Below are 19,617 nucleotides of genomic sequence, written 5' to 3'. Positions count from 1 at the left end.
GATAATTTTTTCACGTAAAAAAGGTTAAATTTATATTTTTTTTCGTATTATTAACCCTCATTACACTTTTAAGGTTTAAGAAATGCTAAACGAAAAATTTTTCAGGGCGCTGTTTTTCGTCGTCATCGTCTCCGCGGGCGTTTACTATTTTTATCCGACGGAGTTAAACGAGGCGCAACGTCTAGCTTACCTTAAAAGCTACGGCGTGACGCTGGGACTCACCATAGGCGGCACGGCTATAGGCGTGACTTTGGGCTTTATTTTGGCGTTTTTAAAGTTTTTAAATATCAAAATTTTAAGCTTTCTCATCGACGAGTACGTAGATATCCTACGCGGAACACCGATTATTTTGCAGCTTCTTATATTTTCGGTCGTGATTTTCGCGACTTGGAGCGATAACTTTTACGTCGCTTTAATCGCGCTCGGGCTAAACAGCTCCGCCTACGTCGCAGAGATCGTGCGTAGCGGCATAAATAGCGTCGATAAAGGGCAAATGGAAGCCGCAAGGGCTATGGGTCTAAACTACTACGTTTCGATGCGCGAGGTGGTGTTCCCACAAGCGACCAAAAACATCCTGCCTGCGCTTGCAAACGAATTTATCTCGCTTTTTAAAGAGACGTCAGTCGTTGGCTACATTAGCGTCATCGATATCACGATGCAAAGTAAGAGTCTGCAAGCGGTGTTTTATAGCCCAGAGCCCGTCATTTTCACGGGTATAGTTTACTACGTCAGCGTGAAGTTCTTTACGTTTTTGGTTAAAATTTTAGAGAGGAGACTAAATCGCCATGATTGAGATTAGAAATTTGAGTAAAAATTACGGCGATTTGCGCGTCCTAGACGATATCAGCGTAGATATCAAACAAGGCGAAATCATCGCTATCATAGGCCCGAGCGGCGGCGGCAAGAGTACATTTTTACGCTGCATAAACCGCCTGGAAGAGCCAAGCGGCGGGCACATCAAGATAAACGGCGAGGATATAACGGATAAAAAAACGGATATAAATAAAATCCGTCAAAAAGTGAGCATGGTTTTTCAGCACTTTAATCTTTTTGCAAACAAAAACGTCTTGCAAAATTTAACTCTAGCTCCGATAAAAGCAGGAATTTTAGATAAAGAAAGCGCGGAAACAAGAGCCGACGAGCTACTAAAAAGCGTGGGTCTAAGCGATAAAAAATATGCCTTCCCGCACAAGCTCTCAGGCGGTCAAAAGCAGCGTATAGCAATCGCTAGAAGCCTAGCGATGAATCCCGAGGTCATACTCTTTGACGAGCCAACGAGCGCGCTAGATCCCGAGATGATCGGCGAGGTGCTAGACATCATGAAAGACGTCGCAGCAAAGGGTATCACGATGCTAGTCGTCACGCACGAGATGGGCTTTGCCAAAAACGTGGCCAATAGGATATTTTTCATGCACGGCGGAAAAATAGCCGTGGACGACACGCCTAAAAATATTTTCGAAAACCCTAGCAATCAGCGTTTGCAGGATTTTCTAGGTAAAATTTTAAACCACTAAAAGGAGGTCAAAATGTCACAAAACATCGTTGCGGCTTCGTCCGCCGGCAAATTTAAAAAACTTTTCGTTTTCGTAGCCGCCGCTTTGATGCTTTCAGGTTGCGGTCAAAGCTCGAATGAAAAAGCAAGCAAAGACGCCGCAGTAAAAAACGAGGCAACCCCCGTAGTGGTACAACAAACGATAAGAGTGGGCTCGAGCGCGGACTATCCGCCGTTTGAGTATATCAACGAGCACAACAAGATCGTAGGCTTTGAAATCGATATGATAGAAGCCGTCGGCAAGAAAATAGGCGTCAAATTTGACGTGCAAAACATGAGCTTTGACGGGCTAATCCCTGCTCTAAAAACGGGCAAGATAGACGCCGCGCTAAGCGGTATGAGCGCGACCGAGGAGAGAAGAAAATCGGTCGATTTTACGAAGCCTTATTATTTTTCGGATAATCTTTTCATCCGCAAAAAAGGCACCGACGTAAATGCGACCAATATGCATCTCAAAAAAATAAGCGCGCAAATAGGCACCTTACAAGAGAGCGCAGCTAAATCCATCTGCGGCGACCTAGCCGTGCCTGCAGAAACCGTAGCGGCTGCGATTTTGTCGCTAAAAGCGGGCAAAATCGACGTCGTGCTAACAGATAGCCCGATCGGCTACGAGTACCTAAAGCAAAACTCTGATTTAGAAGAGTTTTTAAAGCTTCCAGACGGCACCGAGGGCTTTGCGGTCGCGTTTAATAAAGGCAAACACCTAGAGCTAATCGGCAAGATAGACGCCGCAATAGAGGAGCTAAAAAAGAGCGGCGAATTTGACAAGATGATGGGAAAATACGGCCTAAAATAAATTTACGAGCCCGCACCAAAATGCGGGCTTAAATTTGAAACCAAATTTTAAAGGAGAGAAAATGAAAAAGATTTTTGCGCTGCTTTTAGCGGCTCTAGCTACGCTTGGCGCCGCCGAGCTAAAGATCGGTACCGCCGCCAACTATCCGCCGTTTGAGTACGTGGACGAGCAAAATAAGATCACGGGCTTTGATATGGATCTAGTGGCCGAACTCGCTAAACGCGCGGGTTTTGAGTACAAGATCGTAAACATGAGCTTTGACGGCCTCATCCCCGCTCTAAAAACAGGCAAGATCGACGCCGTAGCAAGCGCGATGAGCGCGACCGACGATAGACGCAAATCTATCGATTTCACGCAGGCTTACTATGCGACGGAAAACATCTACTTGCGCGCTAAAGGCAACGACGCTATCGCGAGCAAAGACGCACTAAACGGCAAAAAAGTAGGAGTACAACAAGGTACGGTCCAAGAGATCGCCGCTAACGCTATCGCGGGCGCCAAAGTCGTACCTGGCGAGGATCCGGTTCCGTTAATCATGGGACTAAAAAAGGGCAAGATAGACGCAGTCGTGCTAGATAACTCGATCGGCTACGGCTTTTTAAAGAAAAATCCGGAGCTTGAGGAGTTTTATAAAGAAACAGACGGTAGCGAAGGCTTTTCTATAGCATTTGATAAAGACAAACAAGCCGATCTAATCGCTAAAATAAACGCCGCGCTTGACGAAATGAAAAAAGACGGCAGCTACGATAAACTGCTAGAAAAATACGATCTAAAATAATGAAAAAAAGCGCATTTTTTACTCTGCTTAAAATTTGCGCTTTAGCCTTGCTGTCGGTAAATTTGGTAGCCCAGTTTACCGACATGCAAATCACGCAGACAACCAAATCCAAACGCGAAAAAGTCACCAAAGAAATCCTGTTTTTAGAAAAAATTTTAGACTACGATACCTTTATCTTTAGGCTAAACGCCGCTGTGATCGCCCCTTGCAAGCTTGCAAACGTTAAATTTTACGACGGCGCAAAATGCATAAAAGATAAAAAAGAGCTGGAAAATTTCACCAAATCCTACGACAAAGAGATAAAAAAGATATTTCGTCCGGAGCGCAACTACTACGTGCTCACGCTAAAAAATCTAGGCGACAGATGGCTATGCGAAGTAAGCGACGAAAGCAGAATCCTAAACAAAACCCTAGTTAAAAACGGCCTAGCCGCGCCTACCAGCAAAGAGTACCAAAAAATCGACGTCAAAGAGGACTGGGCAAAGAAAAATCACGCGGAAATTTACGAGTGCCTAACCGGCAAAAAGCTAGAAGACGAAAAAGCAAAGAAAAAGTCGAAAAAAGTCGAAAATAACACCACCAAAAACGATCAAACCGAGCAAAACCCTGCGAGCGAACAGCCTAAACAAACGCAGCCGCAAACTCCGCCGCCACCGATGGAGTCGCAAGGAAACGGCCCCGTAAATTTAAGGGAGCTTGGAGTCGAGTTCGGCAAGGATTTTGGCGACAAATAAATTCGCCTAAAGACAAATTTAACAAAAACCGCTCAAGGTAAAACAATGAAAAATACTAAAAAAAATATCCTAATCATCGCAGGCAGCGACAGCGTCGGAGGTGCCGGCGTGCAAGCTGACATAAAAACCTGCGAGGCTTACGACTGCTACAGCGCGACTGCGATCACAGCGCTAACTGCGCAAAACACGAACGGCGTGAGCGCGGTGATGCCCGTAACGCCAGAGTTTTTAAACGCGCAGCTAGAAGCAGTCTGCGCCGAGCTAAAATTTGACGCAGTAAAGATCGGCATGCTCTTTAACGAACAGCTCATAGCCTGCGTCAAGGTCTGGCTAGAGCAAAACCGCGGCATACCAGCCGTGATAGATCCAGTCTGCGTGGCAAAATCAGGCGCCAAGTTGCTACAAGAGGGCGCCATAAACGCACTAAAAGAGCTTTTAAGCCTAGCTCGCATCGCGACGCCAAATTTAGACGAAGCACGCATTTTGGGGTTAAATTTTGACGGCGAGCGGTTAAATTTAAGTGCGGATCTGCCCTGCGACGTAGTGCTAAAACGCACGCGAACGAGCGAGATTTGCGAGGACACGCTTTATAAAAAAAGCGGCGAGATAGTTAAATTTGGCGAGCCACTAGAGCATCCTACGATCATGCACGGCGCGGGATGTAGCTTCGCCACGGCTATCGCATGCGCCCTAGCTTGCGGGGCAGACGAGATAACGGCGATCAGGCACGCCAAAGCCTTCGTCGCAAACGCGATCAAAAACGCCCACGGCTCAAATTTCGGCGTGCGGCTACTAGATCACAAAGCCGCCGGCGCAAACCGTGGCTAAAATTTACGCTATCACGGACGACATCCTAACGCCCGAAAGCAGCGTGCTAGTGCAGGCCGGGGAGCTGCTAGAGTGCGGAGTGAAGCTTTTGCAGTACCGCACTAAAATCGAGCCAAAAAACGAGCGCGTAGCTGTTGCGCTAAAAGAGCTTTGCGAGCGTTACGGCGCGAGATTTATCGTAAACGACGATGTCAAATTTGCCGCCAAAATAGGCGCAAACGCCGTGCACATCGGCAAGGATGACGGCGGAGTAAAGGCCGCTAGAAAGATCCTAGGCGAGGACGCATTTATCGGCGTTAGCTGCTATGACGATCTAAATTTAGCCCTAAAAGCGCAGGATGAGGGCGCTTCATATGCAGCATTTGGCGCCGTGTTTGCGAGCCCGACCAAACCAAACGCTCCGCTTTGTAAATTTGAAACTATAATGCGCGCAAAGGAAATTTTACGTATCCCCGTTTGCGTGATCGGCGGCATAAATGCAGCAAATATCGCGCAAATCGCCGCACTAAATCCCGACTACATCGCCGTTATCTCGGCACTCTACCGCCCGGCATCCATAAAAGAAAATTTGAAAAATCTACAAGCGTTTTTGTAAAAATTCACTAAATTTGCGTCGCTAGCCCGCGCGATGCTCCGACCAAATTTAAGCCAAGTTCGCTAAAATTTGCTCCGATGGGGTTTGAAACGAGGCACTAAAAGAGAGCGGCGAGCCTATCATCAACAGTGCAAATTTACCCCATTGGAGTTTGAAACACCGTGCTTAATAGCTCTACGGTAGTGCCACCGGCGCAAATTTACCTCGTTGGAGTCCGAAACCCGAGCCTTGCGATACCGCGTCCTCGTCTAGTGTAAATCTATCCCGTTGGGTTTGAAACAGCGTGTTTGCGAGCTTGAGGCGGCGCTTGCCGACGGTTAAAATTTGCTTGATCAAAAAGGAGAAAAATAAAAACTCTAATCATCCTAGCCCACCCAGGCATCCAAAACTCGGTCATAAACAAACGCCTGCTACAAGAGGCTCTCAAAGAGCCGCAGCGCTTTAGCGTTCATGATTTGACGCAGGTTTACGGGGGCGGCGATATCGACGCCGCGCGAGAGCAAGAGCTCATCAGAGCCCACGACGCCCTCGTTTTGCAGTTTCCGCTTCACAACTTCTCCTGTCCTCCGATTTTAAAATCATGGATCGATGCGGTGATGACGCACGGCTTTGCCTATGGGCGCGGCTCGGACGGTATCGCGGGGCGTAAGGTCGCGCTAGCCGTGACTGCGGGTATCAAAAAGAACGACTACTGCCCGCAAGGACGCTATCATTTTAGCTTGCGCGAGGTTCTTACGCCGTTTGAGCTCGCGTTTAAATACTATTTTCGCGCCGATTACCGCGACTTTTTCGCATTTTACGGCGCCGAGGAGACCCCGGGCGTGGACTACGTATCAAGCCAGGACGATTTAGAGTGCGGAGCTAGAGAGTACGCGGAGTTTTTGCGAAATTTAGGTTAGATTAATGAGCTTAATGGATACGTTTATGATTAACAAAGTATAACAGACTTAAATTTATCTCGCTTGCATAGCAAAATAAAACATGCCAAAGCCTAAATATCGTTTTTGTGAAGCATACTAGAACTACTACGCAGATAGATTTTAAACTTTAGCATTACATGTGTAAAATTAAAGCTATGATTAAGCAAGAAAAAGCATTGAGACTGTTATACTTTGACTCTAAACATTGCCTATACATTTTTTCACAAACTCAAAACCAAGTGGCGTAAGTGTTGTCTTATTGTATCCGGTTGGCACGGTTCCACCGCCTATTAAAACTTGGCTAGGAGTGTCTGATTGTGTTATTAATCCTAATCTCATAAGAGAGCTTGCATTGAAAGTAAAAATATCTTCATCTATGTCCAAATGTCTTAAAATTTCGTTCTTTACGACTACTGCTTTAAGAACTTTGTTTAAATTAAGTATTTCTCTTGTATTAGTTATGACTTCATAGTAAAATTTTAATATTTTTGCCTGTAAGGGAGTTATCTCTTTTAGTATATTCATAAAAGTCAAATTATCTTTATCTTCATTATTGTTTACAGAATCCACAATAAGTCTTGCCCACATACTTTGCAATGTTTCATCTTCCTCTAAAATGGCATGCTGTTCAATAACCGCAAGTTCTCTTAGGTCTATACTAGCAAATTGTTCCACTGTTAGATTTAAGCTCTTTGCTTCCTCTTGTATTTTCTTGGCAAATTTCAGTTGATTTATTTTTCTTCTTTCTCTTATCTTATCCTTAAAAATTCCAAAGGACTCAGTTACCAAGCCAAAAATATCACCCAACCCCCTTGTTAATGCCTGCGTTGGCTCTTTGCCGACAGAAAGCTTCACACTATCTTTTGTCAATTCAACTTCTAACTCTTTACTCATAATAATCCTTTAATATTTTATACACATATTATATCGAAAGTAGTTGAAAAATATTTTCTCCTTTACCTCAAAAACCCTTAGGTCACGCACCGCGCCGCTAACCTCGCCACTAGACTTGGGCTCTTTTGCGGCGCCGAGCACCGACCTAACGCGCAAGCCCAAAGACGCCTCGCGGTGACATTTAAACCAAGCAAAAGCAAGAGAGCCCAAACCAAAAACAAGTAGCAAATCGCTAAAAGCGGCCGCCGTTCGTCAAACCCCGAAAAAACAGCCCAAACGCCGACCGCGACAAACAACAAAAACAGCATGAAAAACAGAGTCGCAAAAAAGGAGCTAGGCTCATAGGCATACCAGGCTGCAGAGTTTAAAGAGCGGTTTTTTAGCCCCAAAACCCGCCCCTTTTTATCGCAAACCGTCAGAATCTCATCGCCGTCATTTACCGGCAAGAGCGGGCTTTGCAGTGAGCGAACACTTAAAATTTGACCCTCCAAGCTAAAGCTATAATCAAACCCGCTTTTGTCTTTATAGACGCACTCAAGCGAATTTACGCGGCCGCCGAGCAGTTTTAAACCGTTTTGCGTTTCTTGCAGGCTAAATCCTTTTAAATTTTAAGTTTTCGCGCCCGAAATTTGAGCGATATAAATTTGCGCGCCTACAAATTTGATCGCTCGTTCGCCTGCTAATTTTAAAATAGACGCCGAATTTGCCGCGTTTGGCAGCGTTTTTGGGCGGGCGAATTTGACGACGAACTACAAATCCGCTTCTTTTAAAAATTTTCTCAAAGCTAGATACGCGTTTGCCTTATCGGTCGGGGTTTTATCGTCTGTATACATCAAAGGTACCGATAAAAGCAAACAAATAAAAACCGCAAAAATAAGAAATAAAGAGACGGGCGTCGGGAGATAATTGCATAGGTAAAAAATTGGTATCATCAAGACAAAACCATAAAGTTCTGGCCTCGGCAAAAACTTAAGCACAGCCTCCTCAAAAATCATCAAATGCGCGCACCAAGAGTAGTTTTTTAGCCACTTGCCTGAGGTCAAATTTTTAAAATTCCAAACCTCGTTTTTCCCGTCGTAGGCGATGGCAAGGTGATCGTTTTCGCGGGGCACGAGGCGATCTTTGAGGTTTTTAACGTTAAATTTCGCGCCCTCTATCTCAAAAACGCACTCATCCGTAGCTGCATTCCATCTCACGTTTTTTACCTCGCCCGCTAAGACCTGAAACTCGCGCAAATCTTGCATCTAAATTTTCTCCAAAGTTTTTGTAAATTCGTAAAAATTAACGCCGCGCAAATTTGAGCTGGGCGTAAAAATACGTCAGATTTGAGCAGGGCAAAAACCCGCGCGGGCGCGTAAATTTGACCGCGCGCAAAAAAGCGCAAGCAAAGGCTTTAAGCCTGACGACCGAATTTGCTCAAACGCTAGCAAAATTTAGCAAATTTACGCCGTAAAGATAGCCGTAAAGCCCGCCAGACAAAAGCTCGCAAGCCGCAAAATGCCCACCAGGAGCGAGCTAAATTTATCCGTAAAAGGCGGTCAAATTTGAGCAAAAGCAAATTATGCGCCGCTGGATAAATTTACCCAAAAATCGACCCAAATTTAAGCCTAGCAATTGCCGGCGCGTCAAATTTGAGCCAAGTAATCTAAATTTACATGAGACGCGAAGCCGCCCGCAAAAAGACAAAGCGCGGACGGTCAAATTTGACGGATCGCCTAGCCGAAAAAAACAAATTTACGCCGTAAAAGCCCGCAAATTTAGCGTGCCGCTAGTCCTTCTAGCTCTTTTGCCAGCGAGTTTACCTTCGAGTCGTCCATGCCGTTGCGCTCGATGTCGCTCACGACGATGTCCTCCCACGTCTTGGCAAACTCAGCCTGCGACAGTCCAAGACCGCCCTCACCCTTTGGCAGCATACCGCTAATCACCAGCGCGCGGAAGCACACGTGGCGGTCGCCTTTGTACGCCTTGCACTGCTCTAGCGAGTTTTTAAACTCGGCTCCTAGGTGCTGCGCGACCTTATCGTCCGGGTACTTTTCCGCCGCGCGAGCTATGTCAAGTGCGGCTTCGTAGTACTGCGATATGGCTTTAAACTCGTCGTTTTTGGCAGCGTACTCGAGTAGTTCGTCCGCCCTTTTGCTATCTCTTGGCGCGCCTAGACCAGTAACGTAGAGTAGCCCCAGATCGCCGCACGCATCTCTTAGACCCTCGTCGCAGTATTTTTTGCGAAGCTCGAATTCCTCTTTAAATTTACCGCTTTCAAAGTAGTTGTTCGCGCCCGCGACGGAGTTGTACTCACGCAGTACCTTTGCGTACTGCTCGGGGCTAAATGGCTTTGCCTGCGCGCAAACGGCGCAAAGGGCAAACATGGCTGCGGCTAAAATTTTATTCATTTCTTTTCCTTTTTGGTTTTAAATTTTTTAATAGTTTTTTTGATGGCCTTTAGCAGATATGCGACGTCTTTTGGCGTGTGCGAATAGTGCAGGCTCACGCGCACCCAGCCGGGCTTTTGATCAAATTTCTGATCATCTTTTAGTCCGAGCAGATCGTGTCCGTACGGACCGGCGCACGCACACCCCGCGCGTGTCTGCACGCCGTAGTCTTCGCTCAGCGCCTCGGCGAAATCATACGGCGAAACGCCTTTCACGTTAAAAGCAAAAATCGGCAGTCTCGGAACTCCGCGCGGGCAGTAGCTCACGATCTCGGGGATCTCGTCTAACCCCTCGCAAAACTGCTTTGTTAGCTCGTCTTCGCGGCTTTTTATTACATCTAGGCCGACTTCGTTTCGCAGTCTGTATGCTAGCGCGGCTCTGATCAGCCCCATCACGTGCTGGGTTCCGCCCTCCTCCATGCGCTCTACGCTTGGCGCGAAAAAATGCGAACTGCGGCTCACGTAGCTAACCGTCCCGCCCGCGGCAAAGGTCGGTTTGTCTGATTTTACCAGCTCCTTCTTTATCGCGAGCAGTCCGCAGCTACCCACGCCTCCTAAAAGCTTATGCGGCGAGAGAAATAACGCGTCGAAGTAGTCGGCGTCTAGGTTGTCGTGCGAGCTAAAACTAGCCGCGTCAAAGGCCACGGTCGCGCCGTATCGCTTCATCATCACGTAGATTTTTTTGTAGTCGCTGATTATCCCCGTGACGTTTGAGGCCGCGCTAAAAGAGCCGATAATCTCGCGCTTTGAGTTGATTTTGAGCAGTTGATCTAGCCTACCGAAATTTATCTCCCCGCTCTTGCTTAGCGGTATGCGCACGACCTCGCACAACCCCTCGCGCAGGCTAACCTCGTTTGAGTGATGCTCGTAGGGCGAGACGATGACGAGGGGCAAATTTGCGCCCTTTACCGCCTCTTCGCCTAGGCGCTTTGCGCTCATAGGCGGTAGATAAAGCCCCATGATTTCCTGAAATTTCTTTATCGCTCCCGTCGCGCCGTAACCGGCGCAGATCAGGTAAAATCGCTCGTCAAGCCCCAGCGCGTCTTTTAGGCTTTGCCTTGCTTTTTCGTAACGTTTTTGTGTCTTTAGCGCATTTGAAGCGCTTTCTGAGTGGGTGTTGGCGTAGGTTTTTAGGTATTTTGCGATCTTACGCTCTATTGGCGCGTAGGCTAGGCCTGAGGCCGTGTAGTCAAAGTAGCGCACGCCTTTTTTTAAAATAATATTTTTCCTGATTTCGTCGATGCTAACCAAAATTTTTCCTTATAAAAAAAGAGATTATAACCAAAGTTGTGCTAAAATGGGCTAAAAAGGAGCAAAAATCTACGCCTTAAAATCAAGCTACGCGCGCTTTAAGCACCTTGATATCTTGCAGCTTATTTACTTTCATCTAGTCTTTGACGCGCTCAAATTTGAGGCGAATTATTACGATATTTTCGAGGCGATCGAAAAGGAAATTTTAGATAAATTTGAAGATCTGTCACTCAAATTTAGCTTTGACGCGCCTTTTGAGAGCGAGCTTAAATTTGCCCTTTGCAAGCTTGCTAAAAACGACCGCAAAAAATACGCTCTAAATAAATTTCTGCCCCGCCCTCTCATCCTAAAAATTTACGCCGCCGCGATAAACTCAGGCATAGTCAACATCGAAAAGACGCTGGAAAAACCGCGCATAAAAAGCAAATATCAAAAATCTAAAAAGCTACTCGAGCGCGATAAGGCGCAGGATAAGGTGGTCTTTAACGACAATTTTACTAGATTTTGGTTTTATTTCATCGAGCCAAATTTAGACCTTTTAAAAAACAGCGAAAAGGCCGCGCTGATGGAGATCATCAGACGTGAGTTCGACTCGTACGCGGGCTTTGGCTTTGAGCTACTTTGCCGCGAACTTTTGGCGTTTAGACTAGGCACGGAGCCCGCGCGGGTGCGGAGCCTGTGGGCAAAAAATATCGAGATAGATATATTTTTGAGCATCGAAGGGCGCATAATCGTCGGAGAAGCTAAATTTAAAGAGCATAAAATTTGCAAAAATGTGGTAAATTTACTCCTTAAAAAATGCGAGCGCCTAGGCTTTGTGCCAGACGCCGTCGCGCTATTTTCCAAAAGCGGCTTTAGCAACGAAGTCGGTCGCCTAAAAAACGAGCGAATTTTACTTTTTGATTTAGAAAATTTCGAGGAGCTTTTATGACTCAGATCGACAAAACCAGCGTCCAAGACGGACTAAAAAGCCTGATCGAGCAGACCTATCTGATAGAGCGCGAGTACAAAAACCTGACCGCGTCGTATGCGAATTTGCAAGGCTTTATCAAAGATATCGTGGAGATTTTGCCAAACGCGATCTGGGTTTTGGACGAGGCGGGCGAGATATTTTTACAAAACTCAGAAGCCCTAAAACTGGGTCAAATTTTAAAATTTATCCCGCAAAATGAAGGCGAGATAAGCGCCGCGGGGCAAATCTACCTCATCAAAATCGCCCAAAAAGAGGGCAAAAAAATCATCTCCGCAACCGACATAACGACCGAAAAGCGCACCGAGCGCCTAGCCTCGATGGGTCAGGTCGCAGCCCACCTAGCCCACGAGATACGCAACCCTGTGGGCTCGATCTCGCTGCTAGCCTCGACGCTGATAAAAAAGGCTGACGAGCGCGCTCGCCCGGTCGTCGAGCAGATGCAAAAGGCGATCTGGCGAGTCGAGCGCATCATCAAGGCTACTTTGCTTTTCACAAAAGGCCTAACGATAAACGCGCGCGAATTTAACCTAGCTGAGCTAAAATCCGAATGCGAGGCCGCCATAGAGTGCTACACATACGGCAAGGAGATCAAATTTAGCCTAGATTTCCCCGATCTGCCATACGTCGGCGACCGCGATTTGCTCGCGATGGTGTTTCAAAACATGCTGTTTAACGCGATCGACGCGGTCGAGGAAAACGAGGATGATGACGGTTGGGTGCGCGTGGACTACCGATACTGCGACGGCGAGCATAAATTTGCCGTGACCGATAGCGGCGTGCCGATCAAAAACCAAGCCATGGTCTTTGAGCCGTTTAAAACGAGCAAGCTAAAGGGCAACGGACTAGGCCTGCACCTGTGCCTGCAAATCGTCCAAGCCCACGGCGGCAGCATAGAAATCGAGCTTGAGCCAAAGAGCTTTTGCGTAAATTTGCCAGCAAAGACGCGTGGCTAGACGGGTAAATTTGATGAAATTTGACGCTTTGGGCGAGATTAAATTTGAACGCGAAATTTAGGGCGGCTCGCGATTTGAGATTAGTTTCGGCGAGCCGAACAACGAATATAATAACAACCAAAACAAGGAGAAAAAATGAAATTTGACGCGAAAATTTTAGAGGATTTAGCGGAGTGGTTTGAGGGGCTAAAGGAGATCAAATTTAGCGAAATTTTAGCGGGCGACGCGGCAAACACCGCCTTTATCAGCGTGGATATGATAGAGGGATTTTGCAGCACCGGGCCGCTAGCTAGCCCGCGAGTGGGCGCGATCGCGGACGCTATAGCGCAAATTATTAGCGCGGCTTACGCGGCGGGCGCGAGAAATCTCGTGCTGCTCGAGGATAGCCACGAGGCAAACTGCGCGGAATTTGACGCATTTCCGCCGCACGCGGTCAAGGGAACAGAGGGCGCAAATACGGTACCGCAGCTGCGCAATCTGCCGTTTTTTGACGAGATAAAAATCTTTCGCAAAAACTCCCTGAGCGCGGCCTACTGCGCCGAATTTAACGCATTTCTCGCGCAAAATCCACAGATTGATACCTTTGTAGTGCTGGGCGACTGCACAGATCTTTGCGTCTATCAGCTAGTCTCGCACCTAAAACTTAGCGCAAATGAGGCAAATATCAGGCGCAAAGTCCTAGTGCCGGCAAACCTCGTCGCCACCTACGACGCGCCGGGGCACGAGGGGGACTTTTATCACGCGATGTTTTTGCAGCATATGCAAACGGGCCTTGGCGCGCAGGTCGTGCGAGGGATTAAATTTTAGCGCCGATTTTGCCTGCGAAGCGGCTAGTAAATTTAGACCGCTAGCGGCGTCAAATTTTAGCCTAAGCGCGAAATTTGGTTACCTGCCGTGCGTTTATAGAAAATCTCTTGGATGATAAATTTGCACGCCTTTAGCGTCCGTCTGCGCAGCGGCGATGACGGAGGCTGCGATATCTTGCGCGCTCATCGGGCGGTAGTTCGTTAAGATAAATTTGGGCAAAAGCCCAAACAGCCAAATCGTAAAGAGCTCGCCCATACGCACCCGCTCGCGCTCGCTTTTTATCGCAGGCAACCGCGCGATTTGCACGCTCTCGTATTTTAGCGCGGCGATCTTTTTCTCCGCCTTGCCCTTTGCGCGCAGATAAAAAAATCTCGACCGCTCGTCCGCGCCCTGCGACGAAATGAGCGCGAAACGGCGCACGCCTGATGCGATGCCCCATTTTGCGATATTTACGGGATAGCTCACATCCACTTTATAAAACTGCCCGCGGCTACCGGCTTGCTTCATCGTCGTGCCAAGCGCGCAAAATATCTCGTCTATCTCGCGTGGCGGCATGTTTTTTACGTCGCTAAAATTTACGATCTGCGTCTCTAGCTTTTCATGGCTAAATTTTAGCTCCCTGCGCGCCCAAACGATGATTTTATCATAGTTTGGACTCTCGCAAAGCCCGCGCACTATCTCACGTCCGACTGCTCCAGTGGCACCCACAACCAAAGCTGTTTTACCCATTTTCGTTCCTTAAATTTATTTAAATTTTAACGCGCTCTACGGTTAAATTTAGCTCCGACTCTGCGTTATCCTAAATTTTATGCCTCGTCGCGCGACGCATAATGCATAAATTTTAACGTTTGCCCGCGTAGTCAAATTGCGCAGCTTGCAGGCTAAACTCGAAGTTGTTTCGATCCACCGCGCCCACGCACGCGTCGCTGTCATAAAGCGCAAGTAGAAATTCCGCCATCTCCTCGCTTGAATGATAGCGCTTAAAAGCCGCGTCGTAGTCGTAGCCCGCGTCATCCGTCGCCACGGGACCAAACTCCGTCCTAGTCGCGGCGGGCGCTAGAACTTTAGCCTGCATTTTGGCGTCTTTATCCTGCGCCAGCTCGTGGTGCAAGCCCTCCGTAAAGGCGCTTACGAAAAACTTGCTCGCGCAGTAGGTGACGGCGTTTGGCACCATGCTGTAGCCGCCCGCGGAGGAGATATTGATGAGCTGGGCGGGCTTGCGCTTGTAATCGCGCACGTAGAGGTGGCTTAGCAGCGTGAGCGAGAGGACGTTGAGCCGCAGCATCTGCGAGATTTTGAATAGATCGCGCTCGCCGACCGCGCCGTAATCTCCAAAACCCGCGTTATTTATGAGCGCCTTTAGCTCGTAGCTTTTTAGCTCGTCCCAGAGCGTCAGGACGTTTTCGCTGCGCGCAAGATCGCAAATTTTAATCACGACGTCCGATTTGGGCGCGATCTGCGCGATCTCGTCCTTTAAGCTTTGCAGTAGCTCCGCTCTGCGCGCGATTAGGATCAAATTTTCTCCGCGCCTCGCAAACGCCTTTGCCGCGGCTGCTCCGATACCCGAACTCGCGCCGGTGATGACGATATATTTTTTCATTTTCTATCCTTTCTTGAATTCTTAAGTTTGAAATTTTACTAAAACTCGCCGCGTATTCGTGCGCGTATTCGTCTTAAATTTACGCATTCGCCCGCGTTTTGCGGGGCGTTTTATTCGTCGCTTATGGGCGTGCGTTTGGTATCTACCGCTTTGCCGTCCAGATAATACCGACCGCCGGCGACGTAGTGGAGCGTTTTTAGCTCGTCAGGGATCTTTTCAAACAGCCAGTGTCCGCCGTCAAATATCCGCTCGTCCGCATACGCCGCGACGACCTCGCTGATGAAAAGATCGTAGCTCTGCTCATTGTGAGGCTCCGTGATACGCTTGCAAACGAGCCGCGCCGCGCAGTCCGCGATCAGCGGCACGTCAATGTCATCTTGATAAAAAATTTCGACGTTTTTCATCTTGTCCGCGTTATCAAAGCGCGAGTTGTTTTCGGTGCCAAGCTCGCTAACCAGCTCCGCCTGCGCTGCCGTTGGGATCTGCACGGCGAAATACCCGCTCTTTTCGATGAGCGTCCCCGCGCATGAGCCGTTGTGCGGCACGATGGTAACCTTGTCATAATCAAGCGCCTGCGCCCACGTTATCGCCATCGCATTGCCGTCGCCATCGTATTTGGCCGATACGAGCGTGGTAGCGCCAGGGTTTGGGATATGATTTTTGTAGATCGACTTTGATGATAGCCATTTTTGCTCCTTTAGCCTGGTTTTGTTAAATTTGCCCACTTTTTTGAGCCGCCTTAGCGAGCTTTTCAAATTTGACTTTAAATTTTATCTAGGCTCGCCGAGCTGCCCGCCTCAAACCCAAAAGCCGCAAATTTAGCTAAATTTGCCGCGCCTTTTCGCAGTGTTCTCCGTACGGCACCAGCTCGCAAAGCCGCGCGTATAGCCGCTTTACCTCATCCTCGCCGGAGATATCCAGCAGCTCTTTTTCGTGGTATTTAAGTGCGATGCAGCCTGCTGGCATATCGGTTTCGTGGCAACTTCTAACAAGCGCTTTTATAGCTTCCTCTGCCCCATAAGGCATCGCCATAGTGCCGAATCTAAAACATCGCCAAGCGTCCATCTCGCACGCGTCAAATTTGCCCTCTTTGCACGCGCCGAGCAAAATTTGCATCGCCTCGCGGATGTCTTTTTCGTTTTGCTTTTTGGGCTGTTTTTGGTAAAACAAGATCACTCGTATCTCGCACTTAAAAACGCCTCTTTTTCGGGGCCGAGTTCGCCTTTTTTGGGCTCGCCAGCCACAGCCGCGATAGCAAAAAGTATCAACACAATCAAATTTTTCATTTTATACCTTAAATTTATTTTCTTAGCGCCTCTGCGAGGCTAATGCCCATTATTATAATGAAAATTTGCAGCTTTTTACAAGGTGTTGAGGATAATTTAAAGGGCAAATTTGCCCTTTAAGTTTAGTTTAGTAGAAGCGATTTTATACCTATTTTTTGCTCGATCATCTTACTTTCAAGCATAAATTCTTGCGTAGCTTCAAGTGCTTTTATATCTTCAGCCGTGATCTTTGAGCTAAAGTCGTACTGAGGATACATGCTCTTTACCGCCTCTATGCTAAGCCCAGTCTCCTCGGCTGTGAGTTTGAGCGCCTCGTCCTTGTTTGCTTTGATGTAGTCTAAAATTTCATCCTGAGCCTTTTTAAATTTCTCAACCACATCTTTATGCTTTTTATAAAACTCTCCGCTTGTAGCCGTGACGATGACTGGAGTGATGACCCCTTTGCCAGTTGTCACGATGTGTAGGCCTGATTTTTGAGCGTTGTAGGCCGCTGGCCCTGCAAGAAGCGCTGCATCGACGCTGCCGTTTTCAAGTGCAGCTTGCGCAGCTGGGATACCCATAGAGATGAACTCTACGTCGTTTATGCCTAGACCGCCAAAAGCTAGGTATCTAACCAAAAGCTCGTTTAGGATAGTGCCCTTTGGGCCTGCTACTTTTTTGCCTTTTAGATCTTTTGGCGACTTGATATTTTGATCTTTAGAAAATATGACAAAGGCTTCAGGTGCCCTTGAATAGGCACTTATGATCTTTATATCAGCCTTATTTGCAGCCGCTAGTATGACCGAAGTGCCGCCCACGCAGTTTAAAAACTGGAGCGAATTTGAAGCCAGAGCTTGCGTCTGCTTCGCACCTGAGGTGATCTCAGAGTACTCAACCGGCACGCCAAAAGACTTCGCGTAAAAGCCTTTAAATTTATCGACGATAGATGGGACGTTTAGCGGCGATTTGACGTAGGTCATGCCGATCTTGTCTAGGCTCTCACTTGCGTTTGCGACGAGGCAAAGCAAAGAGGCCGCACATAAAACCTTGAAAAACTTTCTCATATTTGCTCCTTGTGATTTAAATTTTGTGGATTATATAAATTTTTTGCTTCATTTTGGTTTTAATTATCATCTATCTTTATCCTAAATTTCACTCAAAATTTTGCGCTTTATCGCTATTAGCTCGCCACTTAGCAGATCTCGTGGTCTTGCTAAATTTGATAGATCGTAGTTTGACTTTATCCCGCCCTTTTCAAGCAAGATGATCTCATCAGCCAAAAATAGCGCCTCGTCGATGTTGTGCGTGACGAAAAGGATAGTTTTGTCGGCTTGTATTTTTAAAATTTCAGCCTGCATGCTAGCTCTCGTAAAGGCATCAAGCGCGGCAAATGGCTCGTCCATGAGGATCAAATTTGCCTCATATGCAAGCACCCTTGCAAGCGAAACGCGCGAGCTCATGCCACCAGAGAGCTGCGAAACGGCGGCAAATTTAAAGTCGCTAAGCCCTATCATCGATATGAGAGCCTCTATCTTTGCTGGCTCGATCTCCTGCTTTTTAAGCGTAAAAACGATATTTTCATAGACGTTTAAAAATGGCATGAGGCGGGCTTCTTGAAAGACAAAGCCGATCTTTGCAGGCTCTTTAAATTTTATCTCGCCAAGGCTTACGCTTTCAAGACCGGCAATGAGGCGTAAAAGCGTAGTTTTGCCGCAGCCGCTCCTGCCGAGTATGACGGTGATCTTATCTTTTTCTACACTCAAATTTAGCTCTTTTAAGACGTCAATTCGCTTGCCGTGGATGAAAAAATGCTTGGATAAATTTGAAATTTCTATCATTTTTCACCTCGCAAAAGGCTAAATTTCGCTATCAAAAGTAAAAATATCCTATCTATGAGCACGCCGCAAATGCCGATCGTAAAAATGCCGACAAATATCCTATCTGCACGTGAAAGCTCCTCTGCGTCAAGTATGAGATATCCCAGTCCGCTTGAAGCCGCTATCATCTCCGCTCCGATGATCGCGCGCATAGCGTAGCCAAAGCCTATTCGCATGCCGACAAAGATATCTTTTAGCGCGCTTTTAAAAATGATCTTGTAAAAAATCTCAAATTTGCTAAAGCCAAAAATTTTACCAACCTCGATAAGCTTCACGTCGCAGCTCGTTAGCCCTTTTGAGATACTAAGAAACATCGGAAAAAACGAGGCTAGGATGATAATAATGATCTTTGGCGTCTCGTTTATGCCAAACCAAAGCACTAAAATGGCGATCAGGCTAAGCGGCGGGATGTTTCTAAAAAACTCTAGTATCCACTCGTAATAAACGCCAATCTTTGGCAAAAGCGCTGCAATACCGCCAAGCACAAGTGCTAGGGCAAAGGAGAGTGCGTAGCCTGCAAATATACGCTTGAAGCTGATGACCGTGTGCGTGACGAGCTCGCCGCTTTGTATCATGGCTAGCATCGTCTTAAATGTCGTCACCGGGCTTGGCAAGATATACGGCGTGAAAATTTCTAGCTCGCAAACGATCTGCCAGATGGCAAAGATCACGAGAACTAAAATGCTCTTTTTAAAAATTTCCTTCACAGCCCATCTCCGTTGTGACAGCCGTTTTCGCAGTATAAAAGCTCGATGATCTGGTAGTTTTTAAGCTCGCTAAATTTATATGAAAGGGTGTTTTGTATCTTTTCTTTACTACCAAGACTTAGGGTCTTTACGCCCAAATTTGTAAAAAAGCCCGGCGGTATCGGACTTTGCTCGATACTACGCATCTTTAAATTTATAGCGTTTTGCTCCCTAAAGCTCTTCCATGTCAAAAAGGTGGTTCGCGCCAAATTTAGCCCCCTGCCAAGCTCTGCCAAGTCCTCACAAGGCGTAGTCACGTAGAGCCACTCGTCCTCTTTTAGCTTTGCGCTAAGCTCAAGCGCGCTTTCTATCAAAATGGGGTTTAAATTTGAGATGAGAGCGGCCTGCTCTTTGAAATTTGCCCTGATGAAATTTACAGCCCTCGGACAGCGACTATCGAAGATGAGCTCCTTTTGCGCGAGAGCGTTTTTGTATGCGTTTTTGACGCCATTAGCGTGATCTTTTTCGCACTCCATTACGCTAAAGCCCTTATCTTGCAAGCTCTTTTTAAGCGCCGCAAGCTCGTAGATACTTTTTACAACAGGATTTAGCCAAACCAGTTTTTTCATGAGAGCTCCCGTCAAATTTAAAAGCTATAATTTAATAATTGAAATCAGAAT

General features: G+C 47.1%; 23 protein-coding genes. 11 read left to right on the top strand and 12 right to left on the bottom strand.

The features are described 5' to 3' along the window. Positions 1-82: 82 nt before the first annotated feature. The 8 genes from CSUNSWCD_RS02835 to CSUNSWCD_RS02800 all read left to right on the top strand — a co-directional run bounded on the left by CSUNSWCD_RS02835 (position 83) and on the right by CSUNSWCD_RS02800 (position 6,182). The gene (locus CSUNSWCD_RS02835) at positions 83-793 is read left to right on the top strand and encodes an amino acid ABC transporter permease (protein ID WP_002948422.1); all 711 of its coding nucleotides are present in this window, start codon (positions 83-85) and stop codon (positions 791-793) included. Further along, positions 786-1,514, top strand: coding sequence for an amino acid ABC transporter ATP-binding protein (locus tag CSUNSWCD_RS02830; protein WP_009493648.1), 729 nt, complete (start codon positions 786-788; stop codon positions 1,512-1,514). Before CSUNSWCD_RS02835 ends, CSUNSWCD_RS02830 begins: the two co-directional genes overlap by 8 nt. A 12-nt stretch (positions 1,515-1,526) precedes the next feature. Further along, complete coding sequence (locus CSUNSWCD_RS02825) at positions 1,527-2,348, top strand: transporter substrate-binding domain-containing protein (RefSeq protein ID WP_009493647.1); 822 nt, start codon at positions 1,527-1,529, stop codon at positions 2,346-2,348. Positions 2,349-2,409: 61 nt separating this feature from the next. Then, the gene (locus CSUNSWCD_RS02820) at positions 2,410-3,126 is read left to right on the top strand and encodes a basic amino acid ABC transporter substrate-binding protein (RefSeq protein ID WP_009493645.1); all 717 of its coding nucleotides are present in this window, start codon (positions 2,410-2,412) and stop codon (positions 3,124-3,126) included. Continuing rightward, complete coding sequence (locus CSUNSWCD_RS02815) at positions 3,126-3,860, top strand: hypothetical protein (RefSeq protein ID WP_009493643.1); 735 nt, start codon at positions 3,126-3,128, stop codon at positions 3,858-3,860. The genes CSUNSWCD_RS02820 and CSUNSWCD_RS02815 overlap by 1 nt, the downstream gene beginning before the upstream one ends. Before the next feature lie 45 nt (positions 3,861-3,905). Next, positions 3,906-4,688 (top strand): bifunctional hydroxymethylpyrimidine kinase/phosphomethylpyrimidine kinase, encoded by a 783-nt coding sequence (gene thiD, locus CSUNSWCD_RS02810; protein WP_009493641.1) that lies wholly within the window; start codon positions 3,906-3,908, stop codon positions 4,686-4,688. Further along, complete coding sequence (gene thiE / locus CSUNSWCD_RS02805) at positions 4,681-5,283, top strand: thiamine phosphate synthase (RefSeq protein WP_009493639.1); 603 nt, start codon at positions 4,681-4,683, stop codon at positions 5,281-5,283. The genes thiD and thiE overlap by 8 nt, the downstream gene beginning before the upstream one ends. A 347-nt stretch (positions 5,284-5,630) precedes the next feature. After that, positions 5,631-6,182 carry an NAD(P)H-dependent oxidoreductase gene (locus tag CSUNSWCD_RS02800; protein ID WP_034964193.1) on the top strand — a complete coding sequence of 184 codons (552 nt, stop codon included), beginning with the start codon at positions 5,631-5,633 and terminating at the stop codon, positions 6,180-6,182. A gap of 219 nt (positions 6,183-6,401) precedes the next feature. Here CSUNSWCD_RS02800 and CSUNSWCD_RS02795 read toward each other — a convergent pair whose 3' ends face one another. The 4 genes from CSUNSWCD_RS02795 to CSUNSWCD_RS02775 all read right to left on the bottom strand — a co-directional run bounded on the left by CSUNSWCD_RS02795 (position 6,402) and on the right by CSUNSWCD_RS02775 (position 10,776). Then, a complete protein-coding gene (locus CSUNSWCD_RS02795) occupies positions 6,402-7,097 on the bottom strand; it encodes an Abi-alpha family protein (RefSeq protein WP_009493631.1) in 696 nt (231 codons plus the stop codon). Positions 7,098-7,846: 749 nt separating this feature from the next. Beyond that, on the bottom strand, positions 7,847-8,341 hold the full coding sequence (locus CSUNSWCD_RS02785) for a hypothetical protein (protein ID WP_009493628.1): 495 nt from the start codon (positions 8,339-8,341) through the stop codon (positions 7,847-7,849). A 513-nt stretch (positions 8,342-8,854) separates the two neighbouring features. Continuing rightward, entirely contained in the window at positions 8,855-9,487 is a 633-nt protein-coding gene (locus CSUNSWCD_RS02780; protein ID WP_009493621.1) for an SEL1-like repeat protein, read from the bottom strand. Continuing rightward, on the bottom strand, positions 9,484-10,776 hold the full coding sequence (locus CSUNSWCD_RS02775) for an aminotransferase class V-fold PLP-dependent enzyme (protein ID WP_009493619.1): 1,293 nt from the start codon (positions 10,774-10,776) through the stop codon (positions 9,484-9,486). Before CSUNSWCD_RS02775 ends, CSUNSWCD_RS02780 begins: the two co-directional genes overlap by 4 nt. A gap of 115 nt (positions 10,777-10,891) precedes the next feature. On the opposite strand from CSUNSWCD_RS02775, the gene CSUNSWCD_RS02770 reads away from it, so the two are divergent. From CSUNSWCD_RS02770 to CSUNSWCD_RS02760, 3 genes are all read left to right on the top strand, one after another. After that, positions 10,892-11,707 (top strand): DUF234 domain-containing protein, encoded by an 816-nt coding sequence (locus tag CSUNSWCD_RS02770; RefSeq protein WP_009493617.1) that lies wholly within the window; start codon positions 10,892-10,894, stop codon positions 11,705-11,707. Beyond that, a complete protein-coding gene (locus tag CSUNSWCD_RS02765; RefSeq protein WP_009493615.1) occupies positions 11,704-12,702 on the top strand; it encodes a sensor histidine kinase in 999 nt (332 codons plus the stop codon). Before CSUNSWCD_RS02770 ends, CSUNSWCD_RS02765 begins: the two co-directional genes overlap by 4 nt. A 135-nt stretch (positions 12,703-12,837) precedes the next feature. Beyond that, complete coding sequence (locus CSUNSWCD_RS02760) at positions 12,838-13,509, top strand: cysteine hydrolase family protein (protein WP_009493612.1); 672 nt, start codon at positions 12,838-12,840, stop codon at positions 13,507-13,509. 93 nt (positions 13,510-13,602) lie between these two features. On the opposite strand, the gene CSUNSWCD_RS02755 is transcribed toward CSUNSWCD_RS02760, so the two are convergent. From CSUNSWCD_RS02755 to CSUNSWCD_RS02720, 8 genes are all read right to left on the bottom strand, one after another. Beyond that, positions 13,603-14,238 (bottom strand): NAD-dependent epimerase/dehydratase family protein, encoded by a 636-nt coding sequence (locus tag CSUNSWCD_RS02755; protein ID WP_009493608.1) that lies wholly within the window; start codon positions 14,236-14,238, stop codon positions 13,603-13,605. Positions 14,239-14,350: 112 nt separating this feature from the next. Then, a complete protein-coding gene (locus CSUNSWCD_RS02750; RefSeq protein ID WP_009493606.1) occupies positions 14,351-15,109 on the bottom strand; it encodes an SDR family NAD(P)-dependent oxidoreductase in 759 nt (252 codons plus the stop codon). Positions 15,110-15,219: 110 nt separating this feature from the next. After that, positions 15,220-15,834, bottom strand: coding sequence for a flavin reductase family protein (locus CSUNSWCD_RS02745; RefSeq protein WP_009493605.1), 615 nt, complete (start codon positions 15,832-15,834; stop codon positions 15,220-15,222). Positions 15,835-15,931: 97 nt separating this feature from the next. Further along, positions 15,932-16,279 carry a hypothetical protein gene (locus CSUNSWCD_RS02740; RefSeq protein WP_009493601.1) on the bottom strand — a complete coding sequence of 116 codons (348 nt, stop codon included), beginning with the start codon at positions 16,277-16,279 and terminating at the stop codon, positions 15,932-15,934. Positions 16,280-16,517: 238 nt separating this feature from the next. Continuing rightward, complete coding sequence (locus CSUNSWCD_RS02735) at positions 16,518-17,438, bottom strand: ABC transporter substrate-binding protein (RefSeq protein ID WP_009493596.1); 921 nt, start codon at positions 17,436-17,438, stop codon at positions 16,518-16,520. 81 nt (positions 17,439-17,519) lie between these two features. Then, entirely contained in the window at positions 17,520-18,212 is a 693-nt protein-coding gene (locus CSUNSWCD_RS02730; RefSeq protein ID WP_009493595.1) for an ABC transporter ATP-binding protein, read from the bottom strand. Next, entirely contained in the window at positions 18,209-18,958 is a 750-nt protein-coding gene (locus CSUNSWCD_RS02725) for an ABC transporter permease (RefSeq protein WP_009493592.1), read from the bottom strand. Before CSUNSWCD_RS02725 ends, CSUNSWCD_RS02730 begins: the two co-directional genes overlap by 4 nt. Next, positions 18,955-19,566 (bottom strand): hypothetical protein, encoded by a 612-nt coding sequence (locus CSUNSWCD_RS02720; RefSeq protein WP_009493590.1) that lies wholly within the window; start codon positions 19,564-19,566, stop codon positions 18,955-18,957. The genes CSUNSWCD_RS02725 and CSUNSWCD_RS02720 overlap by 4 nt, the downstream gene beginning before the upstream one ends. Positions 19,567-19,617 lie beyond the last annotated feature (51 nt).

The sequence above is a fragment of the Campylobacter showae CSUNSWCD genome (assembly GCF_000313615.1).
In the GTDB taxonomy this organism is placed as follows: Bacteria; Campylobacterota; Campylobacteria; order Campylobacterales; family Campylobacteraceae; genus Campylobacter_A; species Campylobacter_A showae_A.
Note: the sequence above shows the minus strand (reverse complement) of the source record. Positions and strands in the feature narration are given on the sequence as shown.

Excerpts from the sequence above, each read along its gene's own strand:
- CSUNSWCD_RS02765 (WP_009493615.1), top strand. The coding sequence starts at position 11,704 with ATGACTCAGATCGACAAAACCAGCGTCCAAGACGGACTAAAAAGCCTG.
- CSUNSWCD_RS02760 (WP_009493612.1), top strand. The coding sequence starts at position 12,838 with ATGAAATTTGACGCGAAAATTTTAGAGGATTTAGCGGAGTGGTTTGAG.
- CSUNSWCD_RS02755 (WP_009493608.1), bottom strand. The coding sequence starts at position 14,238 with ATGGGTAAAACAGCTTTGGTTGTGGGTGCCACTGGAGCAGTCGGACGT.
- CSUNSWCD_RS02820 (WP_009493645.1), top strand. The coding sequence starts at position 2,410 with ATGAAAAAGATTTTTGCGCTGCTTTTAGCGGCTCTAGCTACGCTTGGC.
- CSUNSWCD_RS02730 (WP_009493595.1), bottom strand. The coding sequence starts at position 18,212 with ATGATAGAAATTTCAAATTTATCCAAGCATTTTTTCATCCACGGCAAG.
- CSUNSWCD_RS02720 (WP_009493590.1), bottom strand. The coding sequence starts at position 19,566 with ATGAAAAAACTGGTTTGGCTAAATCCTGTTGTAAAAAGTATCTACGAG.
- CSUNSWCD_RS02785 (WP_009493628.1), bottom strand. The coding sequence starts at position 8,341 with ATGCAAGATTTGCGCGAGTTTCAGGTCTTAGCGGGCGAGGTAAAAAAC.
- CSUNSWCD_RS02750 (WP_009493606.1), bottom strand. The coding sequence starts at position 15,109 with ATGAAAAAATATATCGTCATCACCGGCGCGAGTTCGGGTATCGGAGCA.
- CSUNSWCD_RS02735 (WP_009493596.1), bottom strand. The coding sequence starts at position 17,438 with ATGAGAAAGTTTTTCAAGGTTTTATGTGCGGCCTCTTTGCTTTGCCTC.
- CSUNSWCD_RS02825 (WP_009493647.1), top strand. The coding sequence starts at position 1,527 with ATGTCACAAAACATCGTTGCGGCTTCGTCCGCCGGCAAATTTAAAAAA.
- CSUNSWCD_RS02815 (WP_009493643.1), top strand. The coding sequence starts at position 3,126 with ATGAAAAAAAGCGCATTTTTTACTCTGCTTAAAATTTGCGCTTTAGCC.
- CSUNSWCD_RS02835 (WP_002948422.1), top strand. The coding sequence starts at position 83 with ATGCTAAACGAAAAATTTTTCAGGGCGCTGTTTTTCGTCGTCATCGTC.
- thiD (WP_009493641.1), top strand. The coding sequence starts at position 3,906 with ATGAAAAATACTAAAAAAAATATCCTAATCATCGCAGGCAGCGACAGC.
- CSUNSWCD_RS02780 (WP_009493621.1), bottom strand. The coding sequence starts at position 9,487 with ATGAATAAAATTTTAGCCGCAGCCATGTTTGCCCTTTGCGCCGTTTGC.
- CSUNSWCD_RS02830 (WP_009493648.1), top strand. The coding sequence starts at position 786 with ATGATTGAGATTAGAAATTTGAGTAAAAATTACGGCGATTTGCGCGTC.
- CSUNSWCD_RS02795 (WP_009493631.1), bottom strand. The coding sequence starts at position 7,097 with ATGAGTAAAGAGTTAGAAGTTGAATTGACAAAAGATAGTGTGAAGCTT.